This is a genomic window from Aquimarina rubra (assembly GCF_042684305.1).
GTDB lineage: Bacteria > Bacteroidota > Bacteroidia > Flavobacteriales > Flavobacteriaceae > Aquimarina > Aquimarina rubra.
The window spans coordinates 78589-100408 of sequence record NZ_JBHULE010000019.1 but is presented as its reverse complement, the minus strand read 5'-3'; the positions used below and the strand labels follow the sequence as shown (position 1 = coordinate 100408).

General features: G+C 34.1%; 17 protein-coding genes and 12 tRNA genes. 11 read left to right on the top strand and 18 right to left on the bottom strand.

Annotation, left to right across the window (positions count from 1 at the left end; all coding sequences use genetic code 11):
• Positions 1–586: 586 nt before the first annotated feature.
• The 4 genes from ACFSR1_RS08905 to ACFSR1_RS08890 all read right to left on the bottom strand — a co-directional run bounded on the left by ACFSR1_RS08905 (position 587) and on the right by ACFSR1_RS08890 (position 3635).
• On the bottom strand, positions 587–1687 hold the full coding sequence (locus ACFSR1_RS08905; protein ID WP_378291664.1) for a slipin family protein: 1101 nt from the start codon (positions 1685–1687) through the stop codon (positions 587–589).
• A gap of 668 nt (positions 1688–2355) precedes the next feature.
• Positions 2356–2413: transfer RNA gene (locus ACFSR1_RS08900), tRNA-OTHER, on the bottom strand.
• Between the two features lie 709 nt (positions 2414–3122).
• On the bottom strand, positions 3123–3287 hold the full coding sequence (locus ACFSR1_RS08895) for a hypothetical protein (RefSeq protein WP_378291662.1): 165 nt from the start codon (positions 3285–3287) through the stop codon (positions 3123–3125).
• A 27-nt stretch (positions 3288–3314) separates the two neighbouring features.
• A complete protein-coding gene (locus ACFSR1_RS08890; protein WP_378291660.1) occupies positions 3315–3635 on the bottom strand; it encodes a hypothetical protein in 321 nt (106 codons plus the stop codon).
• 392 nt (positions 3636–4027) lie between these two features.
• On the opposite strand from ACFSR1_RS08890, the gene ACFSR1_RS08885 reads away from it, so the two are divergent.
• On the top strand, positions 4028–4882 hold the full coding sequence (locus tag ACFSR1_RS08885) for a bile acid:sodium symporter family protein (protein ID WP_378291658.1): 855 nt from the start codon (positions 4028–4030) through the stop codon (positions 4880–4882).
• Positions 4883–4947: 65 nt separating this feature from the next.
• Here ACFSR1_RS08885 and ACFSR1_RS08880 read toward each other — a convergent pair.
• From ACFSR1_RS08880 to ACFSR1_RS08825, 12 genes are all read right to left on the bottom strand, one after another.
• A tRNA-Met gene (locus tag ACFSR1_RS08880) sits at positions 4948–5019 on the bottom strand.
• A gap of 10 nt (positions 5020–5029) precedes the next feature.
• Positions 5030–5102 (bottom strand) — tRNA-Phe (locus ACFSR1_RS08875).
• Positions 5103–5105: 3 nt separating this feature from the next.
• Positions 5106–5180, bottom strand: a tRNA-His gene (locus tag ACFSR1_RS08870).
• 32 nt (positions 5181–5212) lie between these two features.
• Positions 5213–5283: transfer RNA gene (locus ACFSR1_RS08865), tRNA-Gln, on the bottom strand.
• A 5-nt stretch (positions 5284–5288) separates the two neighbouring features.
• Positions 5289–5360: transfer RNA gene (locus ACFSR1_RS08860), tRNA-Arg, on the bottom strand.
• A 130-nt stretch (positions 5361–5490) separates the two neighbouring features.
• Positions 5491–5583 (bottom strand) — tRNA-Met (locus ACFSR1_RS08855).
• A 10-nt stretch (positions 5584–5593) separates the two neighbouring features.
• Positions 5594–5665: transfer RNA gene (locus tag ACFSR1_RS08850), tRNA-Glu, on the bottom strand.
• A gap of 88 nt (positions 5666–5753) precedes the next feature.
• Positions 5754–5826, bottom strand: a tRNA-Pro gene (locus tag ACFSR1_RS08845).
• A gap of 8 nt (positions 5827–5834) precedes the next feature.
• Positions 5835–5921: transfer RNA gene (locus ACFSR1_RS08840), tRNA-Ser, on the bottom strand.
• 270 nt (positions 5922–6191) lie between these two features.
• A tRNA-Cys gene (locus ACFSR1_RS08835) sits at positions 6192–6264 on the bottom strand.
• Positions 6265–6603: 339 nt separating this feature from the next.
• Positions 6604–6676 (bottom strand) — tRNA-Lys (locus tag ACFSR1_RS08830).
• A gap of 10 nt (positions 6677–6686) precedes the next feature.
• Complete coding sequence (locus ACFSR1_RS08825) at positions 6687–6848, bottom strand: hypothetical protein (RefSeq protein ID WP_378291657.1); 162 nt, start codon at positions 6846–6848, stop codon at positions 6687–6689.
• A gap of 791 nt (positions 6849–7639) precedes the next feature.
• Between ACFSR1_RS08825 and ACFSR1_RS08820 the strand changes: the two genes are divergently transcribed.
• The 10 genes from ACFSR1_RS08820 to ACFSR1_RS08775 all read left to right on the top strand — a co-directional run bounded on the left by ACFSR1_RS08820 (position 7640) and on the right by ACFSR1_RS08775 (position 19510).
• On the top strand, positions 7640–8143 hold the full coding sequence (locus ACFSR1_RS08820; protein WP_378291655.1) for a hypothetical protein: 504 nt from the start codon (positions 7640–7642) through the stop codon (positions 8141–8143).
• 128 nt (positions 8144–8271) lie between these two features.
• Positions 8272–8952, top strand: coding sequence for a hypothetical protein (locus tag ACFSR1_RS08815; RefSeq protein ID WP_378291653.1), 681 nt, complete (start codon positions 8272–8274; stop codon positions 8950–8952).
• Positions 8953–9966 (top strand): hypothetical protein, encoded by a 1014-nt coding sequence (locus ACFSR1_RS08810; protein WP_299218415.1) that lies wholly within the window; start codon positions 8953–8955, stop codon positions 9964–9966.
• Positions 9967–9988: 22 nt separating this feature from the next.
• Complete coding sequence (locus tag ACFSR1_RS08805) at positions 9989–11536, top strand: phosphate ABC transporter substrate-binding/OmpA family protein (protein WP_378291651.1); 1548 nt, start codon at positions 9989–9991, stop codon at positions 11534–11536.
• Positions 11536–12504: an ABC transporter permease gene (locus ACFSR1_RS08800; protein WP_378291649.1), complete on the top strand. Its 969-nt coding sequence runs from the start codon at positions 11536–11538 to the stop codon at positions 12502–12504. The genes ACFSR1_RS08805 and ACFSR1_RS08800 overlap by 1 nt, the downstream gene beginning before the upstream one ends.
• A gap of 1 nt (position 12505) precedes the next feature.
• Positions 12506–13315, top strand: coding sequence for an ABC transporter ATP-binding protein (locus ACFSR1_RS08795; RefSeq protein ID WP_299218421.1), 810 nt, complete (start codon positions 12506–12508; stop codon positions 13313–13315).
• A 104-nt stretch (positions 13316–13419) separates the two neighbouring features.
• Positions 13420–13950 carry a hypothetical protein gene (locus ACFSR1_RS08790; protein ID WP_378291647.1) on the top strand — a complete coding sequence of 177 codons (531 nt, stop codon included), beginning with the start codon at positions 13420–13422 and terminating at the stop codon, positions 13948–13950.
• A gap of 21 nt (positions 13951–13971) precedes the next feature.
• Positions 13972–15876, top strand: coding sequence for an AAA family ATPase (locus tag ACFSR1_RS08785; RefSeq protein ID WP_378291645.1), 1905 nt, complete (start codon positions 13972–13974; stop codon positions 15874–15876).
• A gap of 11 nt (positions 15877–15887) precedes the next feature.
• A complete protein-coding gene (locus ACFSR1_RS08780) occupies positions 15888–18605 on the top strand; it encodes a DEAD/DEAH box helicase (protein ID WP_378291643.1) in 2718 nt (905 codons plus the stop codon).
• Positions 18602–19510: a 2OG-Fe dioxygenase family protein gene (locus ACFSR1_RS08775; RefSeq protein ID WP_378291641.1), complete on the top strand. Its 909-nt coding sequence runs from the start codon at positions 18602–18604 to the stop codon at positions 19508–19510. Before ACFSR1_RS08780 ends, ACFSR1_RS08775 begins: the two co-directional genes overlap by 4 nt.
• Here ACFSR1_RS08775 and ACFSR1_RS08770 read toward each other — a convergent pair.
• Positions 19502–20797: a hypothetical protein gene (locus ACFSR1_RS08770; protein ID WP_378291639.1), complete on the bottom strand. Its 1296-nt coding sequence runs from the start codon at positions 20795–20797 to the stop codon at positions 19502–19504. The genes ACFSR1_RS08775 and ACFSR1_RS08770 overlap by 9 nt on opposite strands.
• A gap of 8 nt (positions 20798–20805) precedes the next feature.
• The gene (locus ACFSR1_RS08765) at positions 20806–21690 is read right to left on the bottom strand and encodes an rRNA adenine N-6-methyltransferase family protein (protein WP_378291637.1); all 885 of its coding nucleotides are present in this window, start codon (positions 21688–21690) and stop codon (positions 20806–20808) included.
• Positions 21691–21820: the final 130 nt, after the last annotated feature.

Here is a 21820-nt window from a genome sequence, read left to right as displayed (position 1 = left end):
TAAAAAGTGAGTTTTAATTTTAGAATAAGCCCCTAAATTAAGATGATTTGTGTGAAGAAAAAGAGCGTGGAGACGCTCTTTTTTGTTTTCTACTACTTTCTGTCAATAATTCCTTCCAGCTTTTTTTGTTCAAAATTCATTTTCTGGTTTTCTACCTTTTAGATAATTGAGAATCTAATAAAGTTTTTGATTTTTATAGGATGAACTATTCATTTTTTTGAAAAAACAGGAAGCTTGGATTTGCTGAAACAAAAACAAAAGTACGATTAATACTACAAATATGCAAATAAGTGTCTCAATAAACGCTAAAAAGCATATTTTTTAAGACAAAATACACAAAAAGTTTGGTGAATTGAAAAATAGCTGTATCTTTACACCAGAGTTAATGAGTTAGCGTTTTCATCCTCCCCAAGATGAAAACATTTATAAAAAGTGAGTTTTAATTTTAGAATAAGCCCCTAAATTAAGATGATTTGTGTGAAGAAAAAGAGCGTGGAGACGCTCTTTTTTGTTTTCCAATATTTCCATTTGATGAGTTATATATAAAAATGTGCTGATCATTATAATCAGCACATTTTTTTCACACCTACCTATTCACAGAGAATATATCCTTCAATTGTTTTACCATTCCACCATTCCCGGAGAGAGTGATTTCGCCGATTTTATCCGCGATTTTCTCTACATATTCCATTTCTTTCAATTTGTAGAGCATCTCATTATCTTCCATTAGTTTTGCTGTATTTAGCAAACTTCTGGTGGATGCAGTTTCCTCACGCCTGGTGATGATATTAGCTTGAGCTCTCTTTTGTGCTACCAGTACCTGGTTCATGATTTCTTTCATTTCACCAGTAAGAATAATATCTCTGATACCACAATTCAATACTTTCACACCTAACTTTATTGTCTGACTTTTAGTAGCGTCCAGAATAGCGTTTGCCATATCTTCTTTACGTTCTAAAAGTTCATCTAAGGTGTAATTTCCTACGAAAGCTCTAAGAGCTAATTGCATCGCGATGTATAATTGCTTTTCATATTCTTTATTTTCAAGTAAAGCCTTTTCGATATCTACAACTTTATATTGTATGTAGAAATTGATACGAATAGCAGCCTTATCTTTAGTCAATAATTCCTGACCTGCAATTTCTAGCTGTAGTTGACGCAAATCGGCTTTGGCAATTTTGATAGTTGTATCGTTTCTCCAGAAGCGATACGTACCACTACCCAACGTTTTATTATATACATCATCCACAATTAGTACCGCTTTTTCATAAGCTGCGACTTCAAAAACTCGTATGTACTTATTGAGAGCATAATTGCTAAATAGTGATTTATCAATCTTTTCAGTAATATAAATTTTGCTAAGATCCACTTTGGTAAATTCATACTCGCGCAATCCTTTCCATAGCGTATATCTTCCGGCAGAGAATACACTTTTGAAGTTTCCATTCTCATAGATTAATACAATTTCATTATCCTTTACCTCAATTACATGTAACATATCTTCCAACACTGTATCTTTTAGCAAGAGTTCCAGCGCTATTGGAGCTGCAAAAGGTTTAGAAAGATCATATTGTATAACACGCTCATTGAATCCTATCCAATGGATTCCTTGCGTTATAACACGATTGTAATCACCTTTTCTGAAAACCAAGCCTACTTTACCAGCATTGATTCGTACTCTTTTCATTTTTTTCATTTTTACGCCTGCTTTCTAACAGACAGATTTAACATTAATTGGATGATAATCCCGTAACGGAGGCATTATCCGCTTCTTTAAAGTACTTTTAGATTAGTATTAGTAAAGAAATATATTTTTAGGGCGTACTCCGCCTGAGGCGGATCGGGCTATCCGCGCTACATGGTAGCTTGCTTCTATCCCTTACGCAACTTCATATCATAATTATATAATTCTCAAACTTCAGTTTCCATCCTTTTTAAGGAGAGATTTCCGAGGGACAGAGAGCTTAAAAAAACTGTGAAAGCAAATCATCTTTCCAGTACGGAAATCATAGCATGTGATATCTTCTACAATTAGTTTTTAGTATCGAGATGAAAGAATAGCTATCGAAAAAAGGATAGTTAATTCTAAAACCTGAACACAAAAAAGTAACTATTTCTGATAACAAGATTACTACCATCTCAAAGCACTTTTAAGACTGTTCTTATATCAAGAGTAGTATAAGAACGGATTTGCTAATCACTGTTTTTGTCATTTTTACAGCTTGACAGGCTGTGGATCAGTTTTAGAAGGTGACCCGAGCTTCGTGAAAACGGATTATGAGTCCATTTTGGCTACATTAAAAGTGTAGTGCTCTACCAACTGAGCTACAAAAGCCAAGAAGTTTTACTTCAAGCTAATGACGGGAATCGAACCCGCGACATCCAACAAGTCTGTCGTTCTATCCACTAAACTATCCGCTTTTGGCGGAGTGGGATTTGAACCCACGACTACAGAGTCGTTTATTTTTGGTAATAAACAAACCTTCAAGCCAAGTTGGATATGAAGTGATCATACAAAACTGCAATACTTCATACAATAGTGCTATACAGAAACACCCAACAAGACTTGCTTGATATTTTTATTGTACCTCTTACCAGATTCGAACTGGTACTTTCGCCTAAGCGAACAGATTGGCTCTAAATGCGCTTCCCTACTTTGAATCCTGTTCATTTCGGTGCTTCTGCAAAACCTATTCATTAACGAGCGCGTCATTAACAACATCATCCAATCACTCCACGGTTACGTAAAGGTCTTTTTCCGCAGCACTTCCCTTTGTGCTAAAGAGGTATATTTTTATCATAATCTTATCTTTTATCAAAAGCCCTGCTACATTCCTCACCTATAGCAGGGCACTACTACAAACCTTCATTTGTTTACCCCTTATTAAAGAAGGTTTGTTTTAATTACTATGCAAATGTGTAATGTATCAGCGCAATGTTTTTGCGTAGTAATTATTTATTAGTGAAATTCTGTTTTGAAAAGTTGCAAAGCAACAAATTCAAAATAGATAATTGAACTAATCCCGCTTTTCAGCGGGATCTTAGATTTAATACCTCGAAGCCTCTTCGAATTTTTAAAATGATATTCCGTTGAATACCTCGTTGTCTTACTTCTAGGATGTTTATTTATAAAAAATACGATTTTGATCATTCTTACCCTTTGGAGTATCCGCATCGGGATATAAGGCCTTAGTCATACTATTGATATAGTTAGATACCCATTTTATAAGTAAAAGCTGCAAACCGTTTTTTCTTTTTTGTTTGGTAATTGTTAGTTGTGTTTTCATAATATTAGTTTTTACATCATATTTTAATTATGGTTTGTTTAATAATTCATATTCGTGATCACGTCTGTCAATTTCACCTAAAGGACTTCCTTTAAAAATGGAGATGTTTTTAAATCCATTTTCTTCAAGAATTAATGATGCTGCTTTTTTAACAGCTCCTCTACGAGAATTTCCGTAGTCACCAGTAAGCTTTTTGGTAGCAGGATCCAGATCACCCCAAAGCTTTTCTGGTTTACCATTATCGATTGGTTCTACGAAATAGGTAATACCAGTAATTTTGGATTGAACTATGAATCTACCTGTGTCTTCGGTTTTACATAAAAACCTTTGTAATAATTTTTTTTTCATAGTTATTAAGTTTAATAATTAGTGGAACAGACAGGAATCGAATACCGGATCTAGTCCGGAACAGGCCGTATATCTTCGGAGATTAACTCCGGTAGATCTATTTGATAAATCGGTTTCGTCGAATTCGTGAACTCATTTCAATCCGACGTGCCTGCCTGCCATACAGCAGGTAGACAGGTTACCGACTCCGCTACTATTCCTTGTTAGGGTGTACTCCGGGACTTGAACCCTGTTCTTCTCATTCACAGTGAGGAGCTTTACCAGATAAGCCTGCCCGCCATACAGCAGGTAGGAAGGCTAGAGACACGATTTCATCGTTTTCGGATTGTTTGATATTCAGAGTGTTGATAAATAAATCTTTATATTAGTCAATAGATTGGAAAACAAAGTTTATGGATAACACTTCGACGATTATTTTAGCTGCATCCTTATTCATCATTATGTTAGGGATGGGTTTATCTCTCGTAATAGCCGATTTTAAGAGAATACTTATTTATCCTAAAGCTATTTTAGTTGGTTTAACAAATCAACTCGTAATTTTACCACTTATAGGATTTGCAATTGCGTCATTATTCCCTTTAAAACCAGAGATTGCTATAGGGATCATGATATTAGCAGCTTGTCCTGGTGGAGCAACGTCTAATTTAATCTCTCATTTAGCTAAAGGTGATATTGCTTTGTCCGTTACCCTTACAGCATTTAGCAGTCTGATCACGATCATAACCATACCATTTATAGTTAATTTTTCATTGCTTTATTTTTTGTCTGAGGATCAAGCCATTCAGTTAAATGTAATTGAGACTATTATACAGATTTTAGTCATCATCATCATTCCCATCGCTATTGGTATGCTCATTAGAAAATACAATGAATCTTTTGCTTTAAGAATGGCTAAACCAGTAAAAATTGCTTCTGCACTGGTTTTGGCTTTAGTTATAGTTGGTATTTTAATTAAAGAAAAAGATAATTTCATTTCTTATTTTCAAGAAGCAGGATTGGTTGCTTTAGTACTAAACATACTAACAATGACAATCGGCTACTATTCTGCCAAGTTGTTTCGAGTTCATCATCGAGGGGCAATTTCTATTTCGATTGAATCTGGAATTCAAAATGGAACGCTGGCGATATCAATAGCTATTGCTTTGCTTCATAATTCCTCTTTTGCTATTGCTCCTGCTGTATATAGTTTATTAATGTTTTTTACAGGAGGACTTGCCATCTTTTTCGGAATTAATAGTAAAAAGTAGATGAGTCAATAATGTAAATCCACATGCAATTCATGTGGGCTTTACGGTTTTTGCATTAATAATGTCTAAGGCATTGGGAATCGAACCCAAGACTCCCGCGATATGTCCGCGGTACTCTACCACTGAGTTATACCTTGTTTTTTTACGTGGAACAGACAGGAATCGAACCTGTATCTTCGGATCTTCAATCCGCCGCATTGACCAACTTTGCTACTATTCCGGTTGGGTATTCTCCGGGATTCGAACCCTGTTCTTCTCATTCACAGTGAGATGCTTTACCAAATAAGCTAGAGATACCATAAATATTGTTTTAAATAAAAATATGTATTGATGACCTGAAAGGATTTGAACCTTTACACTAAGAGTCAAAGTCTTAGATGCTACCGTTACATCACAGGTCAATTTGTAAGCTCAATAGGATTTGAACCTATACTTCAAGGGTCGTAACCTTGGGTGCTTCCGTTTACACCATGAGCCTATTTTGTTCTCCACCTTGGATTACTCATTGATTTTATTGTTTTAAGAAATCGTGAATGCTATGCATTTCGAACCAAGACTGAACCGGGCTTAAACCGGATGCGGCTGACTGCAGGATAATGGAGCATAAGTACAGGAAGAGAGATTCGAATCTACCTGAGGCAGACAGGCTCTCAAGTCCTTGATTATGAATCAAGTGCGCATACCAGTTCCGCCATTCCTGTATTAAAATTGTACTCTATAAGGGATTCGAACCCTTGTCTTCCGGTAGAAAGCCGGGTGCACTAACCACTATGCTAATAGAGCAATTTGTCTGAGAAGCAGGATTGACTTCGTCTTCCTGCAATGCCTCAGCTTGGACTCATTTTCAAGTAAACTTGAATGAGTCACTTCGTCTGAGAAGCAGGATTCGAACCTGCGACCTCTCGCGTCCAAGGCGAGTAAACAAACCACCGTTATCTTCCCAGATATATAGCGGAAGAAGTGGGAATCGAACCCACACGAGTCATTAGCTCCTAACAGTTTTCAAGACTGCGGCCACCACCTATTGGCTTGCTCTTCCGTTTTTAGCAGTACCGACCCCGCCTAGGCGGGACGAACATCCGAGAGACAGTCGGGTGCACTAGCCACTGTGCTACGGTACTTTTTAATTATGAATTACGAATTCAGAATTACGAATGTTCAGTGGGAGTTATAGGATTCGAACCTATTCAGCTTTCGCAACAGTTTTTAACTCAAAGACTGTCATTTTATTTTGGATTCGTTGAATTCGATTCCTCATTTCAGACTGCCCTGGCTCTCCAGCTCCAGCGAATTCCCTTTTTTGAGATTGAGACAAGAACAGGAATCGAACCTGTAAAAAACGGAGTTGCAGTCCGTAGCCTTAACCATTCAGCCACCTTGTCTTTTTTAATTCAGAATTATGAATTCATAATTCTGAATTGGAAAGCGGAGGACAAAGGAATTCCCGCCTGCCAACCTATTTTCTAAAAACTGTGTCGGGCAGGGAACCTTCACAGCTGTTAGACAGACTTGTTTAGCAGACAAGCGCAACAAACCAATATTTGCCTATCCTCCAAAGCGGAAGAAGTGGGAGTCGAATCTACCTGAGACAGACAGGCCCACACGAGTCATTAGCTCCTAACAGTTTTAACTCTTGTTTGCTATTTCCCTTTTGGATTCGTTGAATCGCAAGCTTATTTCAAGACTGCGGCCACCGCCAATTGGCTTACTCTTCCTTAAAGTTGACACAGAGGGATTTGAACCCACATCACCTCGATTAAAAGTCGAGTGCTTTTCCAGTTAAGCTACGTGTCAATTTTGGTTTTCAGTATGTCAATGAACTAATACTATCATCTTCAATTAAAACATGAAGTGTTTTAGAAATCAGAATGTTAGTTTTTAGAATTCCGCTCTTTTGCGGGATGAGTTCAACTATTTTCTTTTTATAATCCGCAAAAGTGGATTTCCAAAGCAAAGTTTTACTCATAAAAAAAGGCGCCTTATTCGGGCGCCTTTATATATCTTGTTATCGTATGTCAGTTTATAATCGCATACGTTTCCTTTCTATATAAATAGACACCATGTATATTCCAATCGGAACAATATTCTCTTTGTTTGCTAAAGAGGCGGGTTAAACTATGTTGTAAATTATTCGGTATCATTCTTAATTCTTTTATTGTTGTAAATAACTCAATCACTATTGATTTTTGTTTCATTGTGATTGCGATGCAAAGATCAAAACTTTTTTTTAATCTCCAAATATTTTTTCAATTTATTTTATTGATAATCAGTTAGTTATATTTGTTTTTAGGCATAAGAACCCTTGTCCATTTTTCAACAGATGTTGGATGTTTTTGCAATAGTCTGTCTCTCTGATGCTTACTTTCCAAATGCTATTTTTTATGTACTAATTATTTTTTATTCATTTTTTAAATTTTTTAATAAAAAAAGCGCCCAATTTCTTGGACGCTTGTAGTTTTATATAGATTTTATTTAAATCACTTCATAAGTAAGGGTTAAAAATAACTACATAACGTCCGGTTTCGATAGGATAATTCTGTTATCCATCGATAATCACACTGACTAAACAGCGATTTCGGATTAATATGTACTCTATTTTTTGTCATTAGTACTACAAATATGGGATAATCTAACCAAATGATCCAAATCTTAAACGTAATTTTTCTGTTGATCCTCTTAGTTTAGAATCATTTTAGCTAATTCTTTAGTAAAAAATATATCATATCATTTAAAACTATATTCGTACTTTTATCTGCAATGACAGTTCAAGATTTTATCAATTGGTTCGGAAATAACCCTAATTTGGTATTGGGTTATTTTGCAGTAATTATAGCATTTTCCTTAATAGGTTTACTTTTTGTAAAACCGGCAAACTTTAACCCTCCTATTAATTACTTATATGGAATTTTAATTTATGCTATAACCATTCCGGGATTACTAGCCTTGGTTTTATTATTATATAGTTTTTTCTTTTTAAAAACCAATTTACTTCAGTTAGACTTGGTAACATACTTTGTCCCATTAATATCCATGATTATCACTTTGGTTGTCATTAATAGAACGATACCAATGTCCCGAATACCAGGTTTCGGAAAATTATCGGGTCTTTTTATTATGATCATTATCACCTTTGTTATCACCTATATTTTACAACGAATGTTTTTTGGGGTATTCTTTGTGGGAAGATTTCAATACTTAATAGTATTCTTTTTGGTTTTGCTATTTGGGTTAAAAATTGCTTGGGATCGAATGGTAAAATGATGATTTATAAAATAATTGTAACGTTTTGACAATAGATCATACGAATAATATACAGGTATGAGAGGAAAAAACACTCTTATCTCCTTATACAACACTTATTTTTTTAAATTTGTTTAAATTCACTAACCATGCTAAAAAATTTAAAGTCCTTATTCATAGTCGATGATTCTGAGGAAGAAAATAAAAAACCCGCTGAGTCAACAGAAAAAGCTGATGTAAATTCGGGTAAAAAAACGGCCGCATCAACTCCACCACCACTTCCTAATAATCCAGTGAGTTCTTCTTCTGAAGGTGCTTTGGATACTAAAATCGTAGAAAAGCTATTACAGGCAATTGAGAAGAATAATCTTGATGGATTTGACTACCTCGAATATAAAAAATCGCTAAAAGCTCTGGAGAAAATGCCTATGGACGAAGCGACTAAGTATCGTTCGGCTTTTGCTACTGCTTCTACAATGGGAGTGACGTTAGATAAACTTTTACAGACTACTAATTTTTATATTGGTGTACTGGACAAGGAAAATGAACAATTTACAGGAGCTTTTAAGAATCAATTCGACAGCAAAGTATCTGGAAGGGAAAGAGAAATTGCTCAATTTGAGTCTATTATAAAAGAAAAGTCAGAGGAAATTAAAAGATTGACAGAAGAAATTGCTAAACATCAACAACAAATTGGTGACCTAAAAGCTAAGGTAGAAGAGAGTAACAGTAAGATTAATAAAACACAAAATGATTTCAAAGTGTCTTATGATCACCTGAAAGCTCAGTTCGAAGAAGATATTGTTAAAATGCAGAAATACTTAAAATAAATGGACAACAACTCACTAAAACCAAAAACATTTTGGAAAAGACCCGAAGGTAAAACCGGGATGTTATTTATGGGGCTTTTGGGAGCTGGAGGATTGTACGGACTGTACAAAGTGCTTCCTTTTCTAATTACTATTGTAGAGAATACTTTATATCTGGGAGTTTTATTAGCAGTATTAGGAGCCCTCATCTATATTGTATTAGATCCTAAGATGAGAAATCTTATTTTCTATATGTATAAATCTTTTATGCGTTGGTTGACAGGACTTTTTATTCAGATAGATCCGATAGGAATTCTGAAAAGTTATATAGAAGATCTTCATGATAATCTAAAGAAGATGAACAAGCAGATCGCTTCTCTAAAAGGACAGATGAAGCGTTTACAAACGATCATCTATGATAATAAAAAGAATATCAACAATAATCTAAAGTTAGCTAGTGCTGCAAAAGAAAGGGATAAGAAAGGAATCATGATTCTTAAATCCAGAAAGGCAGGTAGATTAAAAGAATCTAATATGAAGCTTGATGAGCTCTACAAAAAGATGGAAATCTTATATAGAGTTCTAGTCAAAATGTATGAGAATTCTGAAATATTGCTAGAGGATATAGAGGATCAGGTAATGGTTAAAGAGCAAGAGAGAAAGGCTGTGCGAGCTGGACATTCTGCAATGAAATCCGCAATGAATATTATCGCGGGGAATAATGATAAGAAAGAAATGTTTGATCGAGCGCTAGAAGCAATTGCAGATGATGTAAGTATGAAGATAGGAGAGATGGAGCGTTTTATGGAAATGTCCAATAACTTTATGGATTCTATTGATTTACAGAACGGAATATTTGAAGAAGAAGGTCTAGAATTATTGGAGAAATGGGAGAATGAAGGGGTTTCTCTTATTTTAGGAAATCAAAAAGATTTATTGGTACACGATCAACATAGCGTAGATCTGGATGCACCAATAGTAAAAACTAAAACCCAGAATAATCAATACTCAGACTTATTTAATTTTGAGGATTAAAACATAACACTAATCAAAAATCATGGCAAAAGGAAGATTAACACCGTTTTCAAAAATTTTAATAGTAGTACTCATTATAGGAGGACTATACTTTTTATTAAATAAACTAAGAGATCCGGCGGTAAAAGACAAGATAGAAGAAGTAACTTCTTCTTCTGATAAAGGAGAAACAAAAGAAGGATATAAAGATGTCATCAATGTTGGAGTGGTAACCTGGGGAGGATACGCTGGAGGACAGTATTTCAATGAAGGATTTAAAGCCAATACGGCATCTAGATTCTATAAAGACTATGGATTTAAAGTGAATTTTGAAGTAATTGATGACTTTGATGCTTCTAGAGATGCTTTTAAAAATGGTTCTATCGATTTAATGTGGGCCACTATTGATGCATTCCCAACAGAAGTAGAAGGGTTATCTCAATATCAACCACAAGTTGTGTTTCAGGCGGATTGGAGTCGTGGAGGAGATGCTATAGTTGCAGCCAGAGGAATCAATAAAGTAAGTGATCTTAGAGGAAAGAAAATCGCGGTTGCACCAATGACACCATCGCATTCTTTCTTGATTTGGTTATTAGAAGCGAGTGATATGACGACTAAGGATGTACAATTGGTTGAAGTGCCAAGTGCTATTGATGCTGCTGATTCTTTTAAAAGTAATACCGTAGATGCTGCCGTCGTTTGGAGTCCGGATGATGCGGACTGTGTAGCTAAAGTAGCAGGTTCTAAAGTACTAGAAAGTACTAAAAACGCAACACATATTATTGCAGATGTTTTTGTTTCGAAAAAAGAATTTATTGAAACACATAAGGAGCAGTTACAGGATCTATATGAAGGATGGATGATTGGAGCTTCAGAATTAAACAACTCTGATAGCAATAAGAGAAAAGCAGCTAAGATTCTTGCAGAAGGATTATCGCAGCCAGAAGATTTCTGTTATGATGCTATTAATAATGTAAGATTGGCTACACATGGAGATAATAAAGATTTCTTTGGGTTAAATTCTAATTATACTGGAGTAACAGGAGAAGATCTTTATAATAAAATGAAAGTGAAATATAATGCTCTTGGATATAGTACCGCTGGTGCAAAGAGTTGGAGATTACTTTCTACAAAAGATTTAGTGAATAAAACATCACTTTCTGGTAATTCTCATAATGCGGAGCAACAAAAGCAGTTTACAGCAGTAGATGAGAGTTTAGTTAAAAAAGAATCACTTTCTTCTAAAAAAGTAAGTATCAGTTTTAGAACTGGTGAGTTTCAATTAGATGAAAACTCTAAACAATTAATAGATCTTCAGTTTACACCGATTGCAAAGGCATTTGCTAATGCACGTATCAGAATTGAAGGAAATACTGATAATGTTGGTTCTAGAGGTCCTAATGTTGCATTATCTAAGAAAAGAGCGCAATCTGTAGCTAACTATTTGATAGCACAACATAGTATGCCTACCAATAGATTTATTATCATTGGTAATGGTCCTGATAAGCCGGTTCCTGGATGTGAGCGCAATCAAAATGCTGATTGTAAATCTAAGAATAGAAGAACAGATTTTGAATTGGTTGTAGACTAATGGTAAGGATCAAAAAACTATTTGAACTTAGGGGGAATTTAGAATCAAAGGATAAGGCCATTCTTACGGTGATTGGTGCTTTCATTCTAATTGGCTTATGGTTTTTATTAGCCGAGGTATTATCCACATCAGTAATTACACAAGATGAATCCATAGATATTTCCAAGATTGCACAAAGCGAGCGAAAATATTACGAAAGTGATTCACTGTTAGTGGCTAGTTATGATGCTTTAGAACAAATGAGTGTTGAGGAATTGACATCTTTCGGGCTAAAGAAAAACAAGGTGTATCCTTTGTTACCATCACCAATTAAAGTAATTAAGGCATTTCCGGATCTGAATCAAAATGATGATGTAATCGGAAACACCTTTTATTCTATTAAATTGAATTTTTTAGGATACCTAGTTGCAATTCTAGTCTCCATTCCAATAGGTTTTTTATTAGGATTAATCCCATTGTTTAGAGGATTGTTTAGTCAGATTATAAACTCCTATCGCTTTATTCCCTTAACTGCAGTAACCGGTATTTTTATCATGTGGTTAGGATTAGGGAGCGATATGAAAGTGTCTTTCTTAGCATTTGGTATCATTGTATATCTGATACCAGTCGTCATTCAGCGGATCGATGAGGTCCAGAATGTATATCTTAATACGGTTTTTACTTTGGGAGCTACTTCGTGGCAAACCATTAGGACTGTGTATATGCCCTATGTGTTTTCTAAGATAATTGATGATATCAGGGTGTTAACAGCAATTTCCTGGACCTATATCACAATTGTAGAAATGCTGAATAAAGGAGGCGGAATAGGTGAGTTAATCTGGACTGCAAAACGACAAAGTAGAATTGATAAAGCTTTTGCGATACTGATTATCATTGTAGTTATAGGAATATTACAAGATCGACTTTTTGTGATGATTGATAGAATATTATTCCCTTTTAAACACGTTAATAAAGGAAACAAACACTAATATGGCATTACAGTTTACAGATAATTCTCAGGCTCCTAATGTTATAGAACTAAGAGGAGTGTCTCAATCCTATGACGGAGGAAAATCCAAAATTATAGAAAACCTGGACTTACTGGTAGAGGACAAGCCTATGCAAGGACAATTTTCTGTCATATTAGGAATGTCAGGATGTGGTAAATCTACCTTGTTACGATATATTGCTGGATTGCAAGAACCAACTTCAGGAACAGTGTTGGTAAAAGGAAAACCCGTTAGTAAGGAGAATAGGGTGAGCATGGTTTTTCAGCAGTATTCATCATTGCCTTGGATGACAGTTCTAGATAATGTTGGTTTGGGATTACGTTTTAAAGGAATTTCTAAGAAAGAGCGAGACGAAAAGGCAATGGAAATGATTCAATTGGTTGGATTAGATGGTCACCAAAAGAAGTATGCACAATATCCTACACTTTCTGGAGGACAATTACAACGTGTGGCGATTGCAAGGAGTTTGATGTCTAATCCTGAAATTTTGTTGATGGACGAACCTTTTGGAGCATTAGATATCAAAACGCGTTTACAGATGCAGGATTTACTGATTGGTATCTGGGAAAAGTTTAGTCCTACAATATTATTTGTTACACACGATATACAGGAAGCAGTGTATTTGGCAGATGATATTTATATTATGAAACATGCGCCTTCTCATTTTGTGAAGCATATAGATATCGATTTACCTTTTAATAGAACGAGGGAAACTAAGAGATTAGCACATTTTGATGAATTAGTACACGAAGTAGAGGATGCGATGATGCAGATTGATGCTGGGAGTTAGTATCTCTATACAAGTTTCATATGAGTATTTGTCCTTCTGAAAATTTGTGAGAAAATTCTAGTGATATTTTTTTGATAGAATATTAAAAATAAAAAGGGAAGCAAATGAAAAGTATAATAAGTATCATCTTGATTGCAGTATCATTAGTGATTTTTGGATTGCGGATTTCGAAAAAGATACAGTTCAAACAAAATGTTTCTGGATATTTAAAAAGGGCCGCAGATGCAAACACTATAGAACTTGCTAATGATGAGTTGACCAAAGTGATTGATTATTTAGAATCTAATAATATTACCAATGGATATACCTCTATTCTATGGGAAACTCCAGATGAAGATATTAGTTTTTGGTATAAAAACTTAAAAGCAAGTCAAACTGAACTTCAGAATTTGAAATCAAATAGTGCCTTGGAAAGAACCAATGTGTTAATAAAACTAAGAGAAACCTTAGTAGATACTGGTGAAAGGACAAGAGTTACAGTGCCTAAAGGGTTAGCAGTATATCCGAATAATACATTGTGGAGCATCCTAATGTGGATGGCATTTTTATCTATATCTACTGGTTTTGTAATACTTGCCATAGAATCTGATAAGAGATCTAAAAAGAAAAAAGAGCAACAATTATCATCATCCTAAGTTGGATATTATAGGAGCATTATGACCAACAGAAAATACCATAAAACCACAGATCAGTTTTTTTCAAAATTAACTCAAGAAGATGAAGCTTCTTTTTTTAAAGGAAAATCAGTCAATCCGTTAAAGATACTGCCTATTTCGTCTGCGTTTCCGACGTTGAGAATTAAAGATGAAGATTTGTTGGTTTTGTATTCTTTAAAAGAGTCAATTGACGAATTGGATTTTATTATCACCACACAACACATTCATATTGCAGAAAGTAAAATTCCACTAGCTACAGATGTTTTTCAGGATGTGAAGTTTAGTGCTTTTCCAAAAGAACATGTCTCTTTATTAAATGATTTGGTTGATGATTTGTTGCTGACTAAAAAAGACGAAAAAAAGAGTTTGTCGGATTTTACCAATAAGTTTAAGGATTTTGTAAACCAAAAAGAAGATACTACTCAGGAGTTTGATATTGATTATGAGTTTCTTCAGATTCTAAAAAATGAAGGCGAAAAGATTCAGAATCTTGCTGAAGATCTGAACAATAACAAACGATTTTCTAATACCATCAATGCTATTGTTCATAAAACAGATGATGCCTTAGAGTTTAAAGCAGAACATGTGATTCTTCAGGATATCATTAGGGTATTCAATATGATTTTTCCATTGAGTGATAACAAGAATACAGTGGCAGATGCTAAGGTGAAGTTTCTGCTAGCTTTTATGTTCGAGAAGTTGCAAGGAAATGATATTATTGCCTCTCTTTCTATAGAACGTATTAATAAGTTCGTACAATCAGACAAGTTTGATGAAAATATTGAAGTAATCAAAACAGCCAGTCTTTTTGATTTAGGCGAAGAGTATAAGAATGAATTTTTGCTACCATCGCTTTTAAAGCGATTGGACAGCCAGCATTTTGCTAATTCAGCTTCTTTCTTATACCGAATAGCTTCTTTAATAACCAAAGCAGATGGTACTATTTCTGAAGAAGAAACCACACTGCTAAAGAAGATCAATAGTAAATTACAGCATCCTAAAGAAAAACTAGAAGGAGTAAAGCAAACAGAGATCGATGAGAATGAGACGTTGGATGATGTGATGGATGAATTGAATGAATTGATTGGTTTAGACAATATCAAAACTGCAGTAAAAGAACTGTCTAATTTTTTGAAGGTTCAAAAACTAAGAGAAGAAAAAGGACTGAAGAATGTGAACAATTCGTTGCACTCGGTTTTTATGGGACCTCCGGGAACAGGTAAAACCACTGTAGCGCGCTTGGTTTCTAAAATATACAAACACTTAGGGTATTTAGAAAAAGGACATTTGGTGGAAACCGACAGAACCGGAATGGTAGCAGGCTATGTAGGTCAAACTGCTTTGAAAGTAGAAGAAGTTATAAAAACTTCATTAGATGGAGTACTGTTTATTGACGAAGCATATTCATTAGCAAAGGATAACAAAAAAGATTTTGGTAACGAAGCTGTTGAGGTATTACTGAAGAAGATGGAAGATCACCGAGATCAATTGGTAGTAATTGTTGCGGGATATCCTGATGAGATGGAGGAGTTTATAGAATCAAATCCAGGATTGCAATCACGATTTAATCGATACTTTACTTTTGATCACTATAAGCCCAAAGAACTGATTGGAATTTTTGAATTGTTCTGCCTTAAGAATGATTTTGTATTGGCAGATGAGGCAAAAGAAAAGCTAGAATTTATATTTGATAAGTTATACGAAAAAAGGCATAAGAGTTTTGGAAATGCCAGAGTTGCCAGAAATCTATTCGAAAAAATAATCGAATACCAAGCGAATCGTATTGTATCTATCACTCCGCTAACAGAAGAGTTACTAAAAACGATCATAGAGGATGATATTCCACCTATCAATCAAACTGTGGATGATTATTTAAGATTTCAGAAAGACGAGGAAGAAGCTTAAATTAGCGATCTATGCACATAGAAAAAGTCTTATCGTACTATCAGGATTGTTATAAGCAAGAATTCCGAGATAATGATGTACTCAATTTTTTAGGAACCAAAGTTCATAAACGTTTTTTCTTAAATGATGTTTCTAGCTTATATAGAGAAGAGGATACAACTTTTATGAAAACCAATTTTGGTGAAGAGTTGTATAAGTATCTTGAGATTCACAGAAAAGAAAAAACATTTATAGCCTGTAGTTTTTTTATCACCGGAAAACTTACTTTTCTAGGAAAGAAAAGAACCATTTGCGCACCACTTATAGTAACTCCTGCTACACTAGAGATCAATAATGAAGCACTATATCATATCAATTATAATTTTGATGAGAATAGAGCGAATGATGCTTTATTAAACCTATTGAAATCTAATTACAATCTTGATGATTCGTTTGTTCTGGAGATGAAATCATTGATTAATGATCAGGAACCTGATAAACAAGATATAAGAGCAATTGCCAGAAAGCTCAAAGAAAATATAAAAATAGATACCATTGCTCTAGAGGAGTTGCCTAAACTTATTTCTGGAGAAAAGATAAGAAGTCATCTAAAATCTACGGCACTAAAATTGCTTCCTGCTATAGCCCTAGGGATCGTGGAGAAATCAAAATCGAGTCGTAATGTATTACACGAAATCGATGAAATAAAAGAAAGACATTTATTTAATAACACGCTTCAAGGATTTTTTTCGAGGAGAAAAATAGAAATCAATTCAGATAGAAAATCAAAAGAGACGGTATATGTTCCTTCTAACCTTAGTGAATCACAGTTAGCTATTATTCAGGCAGTAAAATCAAATGATGTCACTGTGGTGATTGGTCCTCCGGGAACGGGTAAATCGTATACCATCGCTTCACTAGCTCTGGATCAGGTGTATCATAATAAAAGTGTGTTAATCTGTTCTAAGTCCGACCAAGCAGTAGATGTGTTACAAGATAAGATTGTAAATGATTTAGGTGTAAAAGGACTTTCCATAAGAGCTGGTTCAGGAAGAAGTCATCGCGCAACCTTAAGAAAAAAAATAGAATCAATTACTAGATTCAGAAAATCAGGTGGTGATTATTACATTCCCAAAAAGCAAAGCGAAATTGACTATGCAAAGGATAAGATCAAGGAAATAAGCGAAGAAATACAAGAAAGAGAGCTTAGAGAGATTAATAATGCAGAACTTTTCTTGGACCATAAACCTTCTTTTTTTAAAAGGCTAAAGCGTAAGTATGTTTCCAAACAGGTGCTAAAAGAGTATCCCTTTTGGCAATTGATTGAATTATTAGATCATTATATTCATCAGAAAAACAAATTGATTAAAGAGATCATTTCCCTAAAATATCAGGATAAGATTTCTAATTTACTACAAAAAGATAGAACGTTCCCTCAATTATTAAAACTCATAAAGACCAAAGATCCTTTGGAAAGAGAACGATTGTTTGAATCGATTGATTTTCCGTCACTGTTGCAATGTTTACCTATTTGGATTACCAAGTCTACCGATGTAAGTGATGTGTTTCCCTTAGAGAATAATATTTTTGATGTGGTGATTATTGATGAAGCTTCTCAATGTGATATCACGACTATGATCCCGGTATTGGCAAGAGCTAAAAAAGTGGTGGTGGTAGGAGATCCAAAACAGCTTAGGCACGTTTCCTTTTTATCCAGAAAAGTAATGGAGAATACCGCCAATGCTTATGGTTTGCTAAAAGGTGAGGATGTCATGAATTATAGAGAGACCAGTTTCTTAGATTATGCAATGGAACGATTACCTTCTCATAGTAATATTCATTTTCTGGATGAGCATTACCGCAGTGTACCGAGCATTATCCGATATAGTAATCAGAAATTTTATTTTGATAAGCTAAAAGTAATGTCAGACTTACAGATTCATAACAAATCATCAGCTGTGTATTGGGTTTTCTGTGAAGGAGAAAAACTAAAAGATGGTACGAATCTAAAAGAAGCCAATAAAATATTAGAAGACGTACAAAAAGTAATTGATGAAGAGCTTCACGTTGCTTCTGGTGTGGCGACTACCATTGGGATTCTTTCTCCATTTCGAGATCAGGTAAATTATCTGAAGAATAAGATAGAGGAGTACGATCTTTCTGCCATAAAAAAGCATAGAATTGCTGTAGGAACTCCTTTTGAGTTTCAGGGAGAAGAACGAGATCAGATGTATATCACATTTACCATAGATAATGATATTAGTACCTCAGTGTTTCAATACCTGGACAGAGAAGATGTATTTAATGTCAGTATCACACGTGCGAAACATAAACAGTTTTTATACTATTCTTTTGATGCGAAAAACTTTAAGAATAAACATTTGTTGATCGATTATCAGTCTGAAACAAGGATACATCATCAGCATAGTATGACTGAAGAACATGTTGATAATTTTGCAACAGAAGTACACGAAGAATTGATTCAGTTGGGGATCGAAGAAGAAGATATTATCGTTAATTATCTATTAGCAGGATATGTAATGGATATTTTATTAACTTATAACCAAAGAACTATCTGTATTGATTTGGTAGGGTATCCGGGAGCATTAGAAAAGACATTTTCGATTGATCAGTACAAAACATTGTTTAGGACAAAGATTCCTATCATTACCATACCTTATGCATATTGGTTGTTTAATAAAAAAGCCTGCTTAGAACATATTAGTAAAAAAGTACGAATCAAAAAGTGATCACAGAAAAGAACATATCCAAATCCTTAGGGCGAACTATTAAATCTCCGATTCGCATAGGCAACGTTTCTGATTTAAAAATGGATGTGAAATCTTTTTTACATTTTTTTCAGCCTTTTTTCGAAGAATTAAAGGATGATGTATATCTGGTAAGAGGAAAACAAATTGCTTTTTTAAAAGAAGCGTTCCCCGAAGATGCAACAGCTATTGAAAAGCTGCACAAACCTTATTTTGAAGGGACAAGAACGATAGATGCCTTAGCGTATTGGATACAACAATTAGATACAAATCAAAAACAAGAGTTTGATCAATTATCGACCATCACCAGGCAAAGAAATATTTCTTCTTTTTTAATTGAAATTTGGGATGATCAATATTTTGTAGAAAGAATAGTACAACAAGGTTTTGAACAGGATGTAGATGATTTTAGAGTGTGGAAACGCGTTTTTAAACAAGCGACTAGAGAGGCTGTTGAGAATGAGTTGTTTTTTGAACTGCTTAAAAAAATGGCGGGTCTTGTTAAAAAAATACATCCAGAAGTTCGTAAGATTCAGATTACCAGTCATTTTATGAGAACGATTTCCAAAGAAAAAGTAAAAGGAGAAAATGCTCCAGAAGGAGTGCACGAAGATGGTGCTCAGTATATTATGTCTGCATTGGTGATAAATCGACAAAATATAACTGGCGCAGAAAGCCAGATTTATGAAAAAACAGCTTCGGATACTAATGAACTTATCTACAAAAAAGTGTTACAGCCAGGAGAATTTATTTTTCAAGCAGATACAGGGGAGGAGTTTACTTTCGGAAATGATCTTTGGCATTATGTAACTCCAATTGAACCAGAAGATATTAAAAATCCAGGAATAAGAGATATTATAGGGTTTGATATGGATATTTTAGAGTAAAGTAATTCCTTTTAATTTCTGCAGTTTTTCTGCTTCTATTGCGATTTGCTTTTTAATGGATTTATATTTCGTTTCCTGATATAAATTCTTTAATTCCTGTTTCCCTTTCTTCTCATAATGATGTGCTAATGTAAATATGCAAAGTTTCCCTAAGGACTGCGAAGTTTCTCCTAATCTTATTGCATTTGCATTGGAAAAAGAACGTTCTGTGATTTTTATAAGATAAGGGATCGCACTTTTTTTATTTTTAACGTTTGCGATAGATAAAATAATACTTTTTAGCACTGCAATATTTTCTTTTTTGATATACTGACAATTGTATCGAACTTCATATCCTGTATTATAGGTTACTTTTTCAACTCTAAGATTACTCATCTTAGGTTTAAATAATGAGGCTTTTTTAATGAAGTCTAATACTTGCTTTTTATAAGCATTCTCCCCAATATCCTCTATGCGTTTTTGAATAAGAACAGATAGTTTAAAAGGATTGTCAAAATTCTTATTTGTCTCAAAAGTCTTTAATATTTCACAATAGGCATTTTGCTCTTTCTGGTTAAGGTTTATAAGATATTTATTGATGTAGTCTGCAAAAGGATCTGAAATAAGTAGAAAAGAAGGTTGATGTTCGCTGTTATCCTTAGCATATAGGTGAAGTATTCTTTGTATAGTATTTCTTGGAGTCTTGTAATAATTGTAGAATTCGTTATGGAAATTCGGATGCTTCAAAACCTTTTTTAAATAGTGATATAAATCATCACTAATTCCATCATTCGTAACCTTTTGTCGGAGTCTTGATGTTAGTGACCCTAGAGTTATATAACCTGGAGATTTCTCCCAAAAACCAATAAAATGCATAAAATCCTCTTCTTTAAAATCTAGATTCGATCTTAGTAATAGATTTAAAACTTCGTGGAGATATTGAATTCTTTGATTACCAGGACTTATGTTTTTTTTAGTATAAAACTTAATGATTTGATTAACAATCCAGTATGTAAAATCTTTCTTAAAAGTAACTTCTTGTTCTGATAAAAAATGATACGAATCCAGGCTAGTATATTTTGGAGCCCAATAATTATATCTGTTAACCTTAAATTTCTGAGTTGCTTCTTTAAAAATAGTATCTGATAATCCTTCAAAACTATCATTAAATAGTGGAGTAGTATCTACATTAATAGCTTCTTCATTGTCATCAATCTTATCAGAGATTTTTTCTAATTCTTGTTCAGTAATCTGAAAATTAGATTTCTTAACACCAAATATGAAAGAAAGGAGTTTGTCGAACTTCATGGAATCATTTATGACAACATACAACTAATATCATCCAGAGAAGAACCGTAGTTAAAACTAAAATCAATATGTACTAAATCTCCGGCTTTTACTTCTTGAGTATTGGTGGTTTTAAGTACCGTCGGGGGCATCAAACTATCGGTACCGGTAAAATTAGATCCTTCAGTTACTTCTACATACGATTCGAGATATAAAGCATTCACTGTTCCTGAGAACAGAACCGGAACCGAAAAACTAAGTTTTACACCTTGTTTTTTTTCTTTAAGTAATTCAATTTCGTTTACCAAAAATTGTTGGCTTAAAAACATGGGTTGGTGTCGGGTAAAATTAACTGGATAGTGATGAACATCTGCATCAATTTCTGCTTCACAAAGTCTCGCAAAATTTACAATACGATTAGGGAATAATTTTCCGCCAGGTTTTAAGAATTCTCGCATATGCTGAAAAATCTGCACCTGAAATTCATTAGCGCAATAAATACTCATCAATTCACCAACCACAAAGTCTACTTTTTCAGGTAAATCAACGGTTAATGCATCGGCATAGATAACTTCTACCTTATCCGCCCAAGGATACTTTGCAATCTCTTTATTAATAAAAGGAATCAGATCAGGATTATTCTCTATTAAATATGCTTTTTTAACAAAAGGCATGTATAATTTGGTAAGTGGAAGGGTGCCTACACCAATTTCACAAACAGTAGCATCCTTAAAATTATTATTGAGTTGAAATGCTTTATGAAAAGCATCTACACGTTGCTTATCAGTCTCCATAATTTTATAATAAATCTCAGGGAAACCAAAATGTGATTCATCAAATGTTTGTGCTTTTAACAGGCTGTATTTTAGCGCATCGTAATTGTCAATAATCTCCTCAAATAATTTGTCTTTCATTCCTATGTGATTGTTTTAGTAAATATAATAATTAAACAATTCTTCTGTGTAAACACTTTCGAATATAGAGATTAAAAAAATAATGAAAAAAAATTAGATATAGGGGTAGGGGGTTTCGTAAATCGTGCGT

Excerpts from the sequence above, each read along its gene's own strand:
- ACFSR1_RS08905 (WP_378291664.1), bottom strand. The coding sequence starts at position 1,687 with ATGAAAAGAGTACGAATCAATGCTGGTAAAGTAGGCTTGGTTTTCAGA.
- ACFSR1_RS08895 (WP_378291662.1), bottom strand. The coding sequence starts at position 3,287 with ATGAAAACACAACTAACAATTACCAAACAAAAAAGAAAAAACGGTTTG.
- ACFSR1_RS08890 (WP_378291660.1), bottom strand. The coding sequence starts at position 3,635 with ATGAAAAAAAAATTATTACAAAGGTTTTTATGTAAAACCGAAGACACA.
- ACFSR1_RS08885 (WP_378291658.1), top strand. The coding sequence starts at position 4,028 with ATGGATAACACTTCGACGATTATTTTAGCTGCATCCTTATTCATCATT.
- ACFSR1_RS08825 (WP_378291657.1), bottom strand. The coding sequence starts at position 6,848 with ATGAGTAAAACTTTGCTTTGGAAATCCACTTTTGCGGATTATAAAAAG.
- ACFSR1_RS08820 (WP_378291655.1), top strand. The coding sequence starts at position 7,640 with ATGACAGTTCAAGATTTTATCAATTGGTTCGGAAATAACCCTAATTTG.
- ACFSR1_RS08815 (WP_378291653.1), top strand. The coding sequence starts at position 8,272 with ATGCTAAAAAATTTAAAGTCCTTATTCATAGTCGATGATTCTGAGGAA.
- ACFSR1_RS08810 (WP_299218415.1), top strand. The coding sequence starts at position 8,953 with ATGGACAACAACTCACTAAAACCAAAAACATTTTGGAAAAGACCCGAA.
- ACFSR1_RS08805 (WP_378291651.1), top strand. The coding sequence starts at position 9,989 with ATGGCAAAAGGAAGATTAACACCGTTTTCAAAAATTTTAATAGTAGTA.
- ACFSR1_RS08800 (WP_378291649.1), top strand. The coding sequence starts at position 11,536 with ATGGTAAGGATCAAAAAACTATTTGAACTTAGGGGGAATTTAGAATCA.
- ACFSR1_RS08795 (WP_299218421.1), top strand. The coding sequence starts at position 12,506 with ATGGCATTACAGTTTACAGATAATTCTCAGGCTCCTAATGTTATAGAA.
- ACFSR1_RS08790 (WP_378291647.1), top strand. The coding sequence starts at position 13,420 with ATGAAAAGTATAATAAGTATCATCTTGATTGCAGTATCATTAGTGATT.
- ACFSR1_RS08785 (WP_378291645.1), top strand. The coding sequence starts at position 13,972 with ATGACCAACAGAAAATACCATAAAACCACAGATCAGTTTTTTTCAAAA.
- ACFSR1_RS08780 (WP_378291643.1), top strand. The coding sequence starts at position 15,888 with ATGCACATAGAAAAAGTCTTATCGTACTATCAGGATTGTTATAAGCAA.
- ACFSR1_RS08770 (WP_378291639.1), bottom strand. The coding sequence starts at position 20,797 with ATGAAGTTCGACAAACTCCTTTCTTTCATATTTGGTGTTAAGAAATCT.
- ACFSR1_RS08765 (WP_378291637.1), bottom strand. The coding sequence starts at position 21,690 with ATGAAAGACAAATTATTTGAGGAGATTATTGACAATTACGATGCGCTA.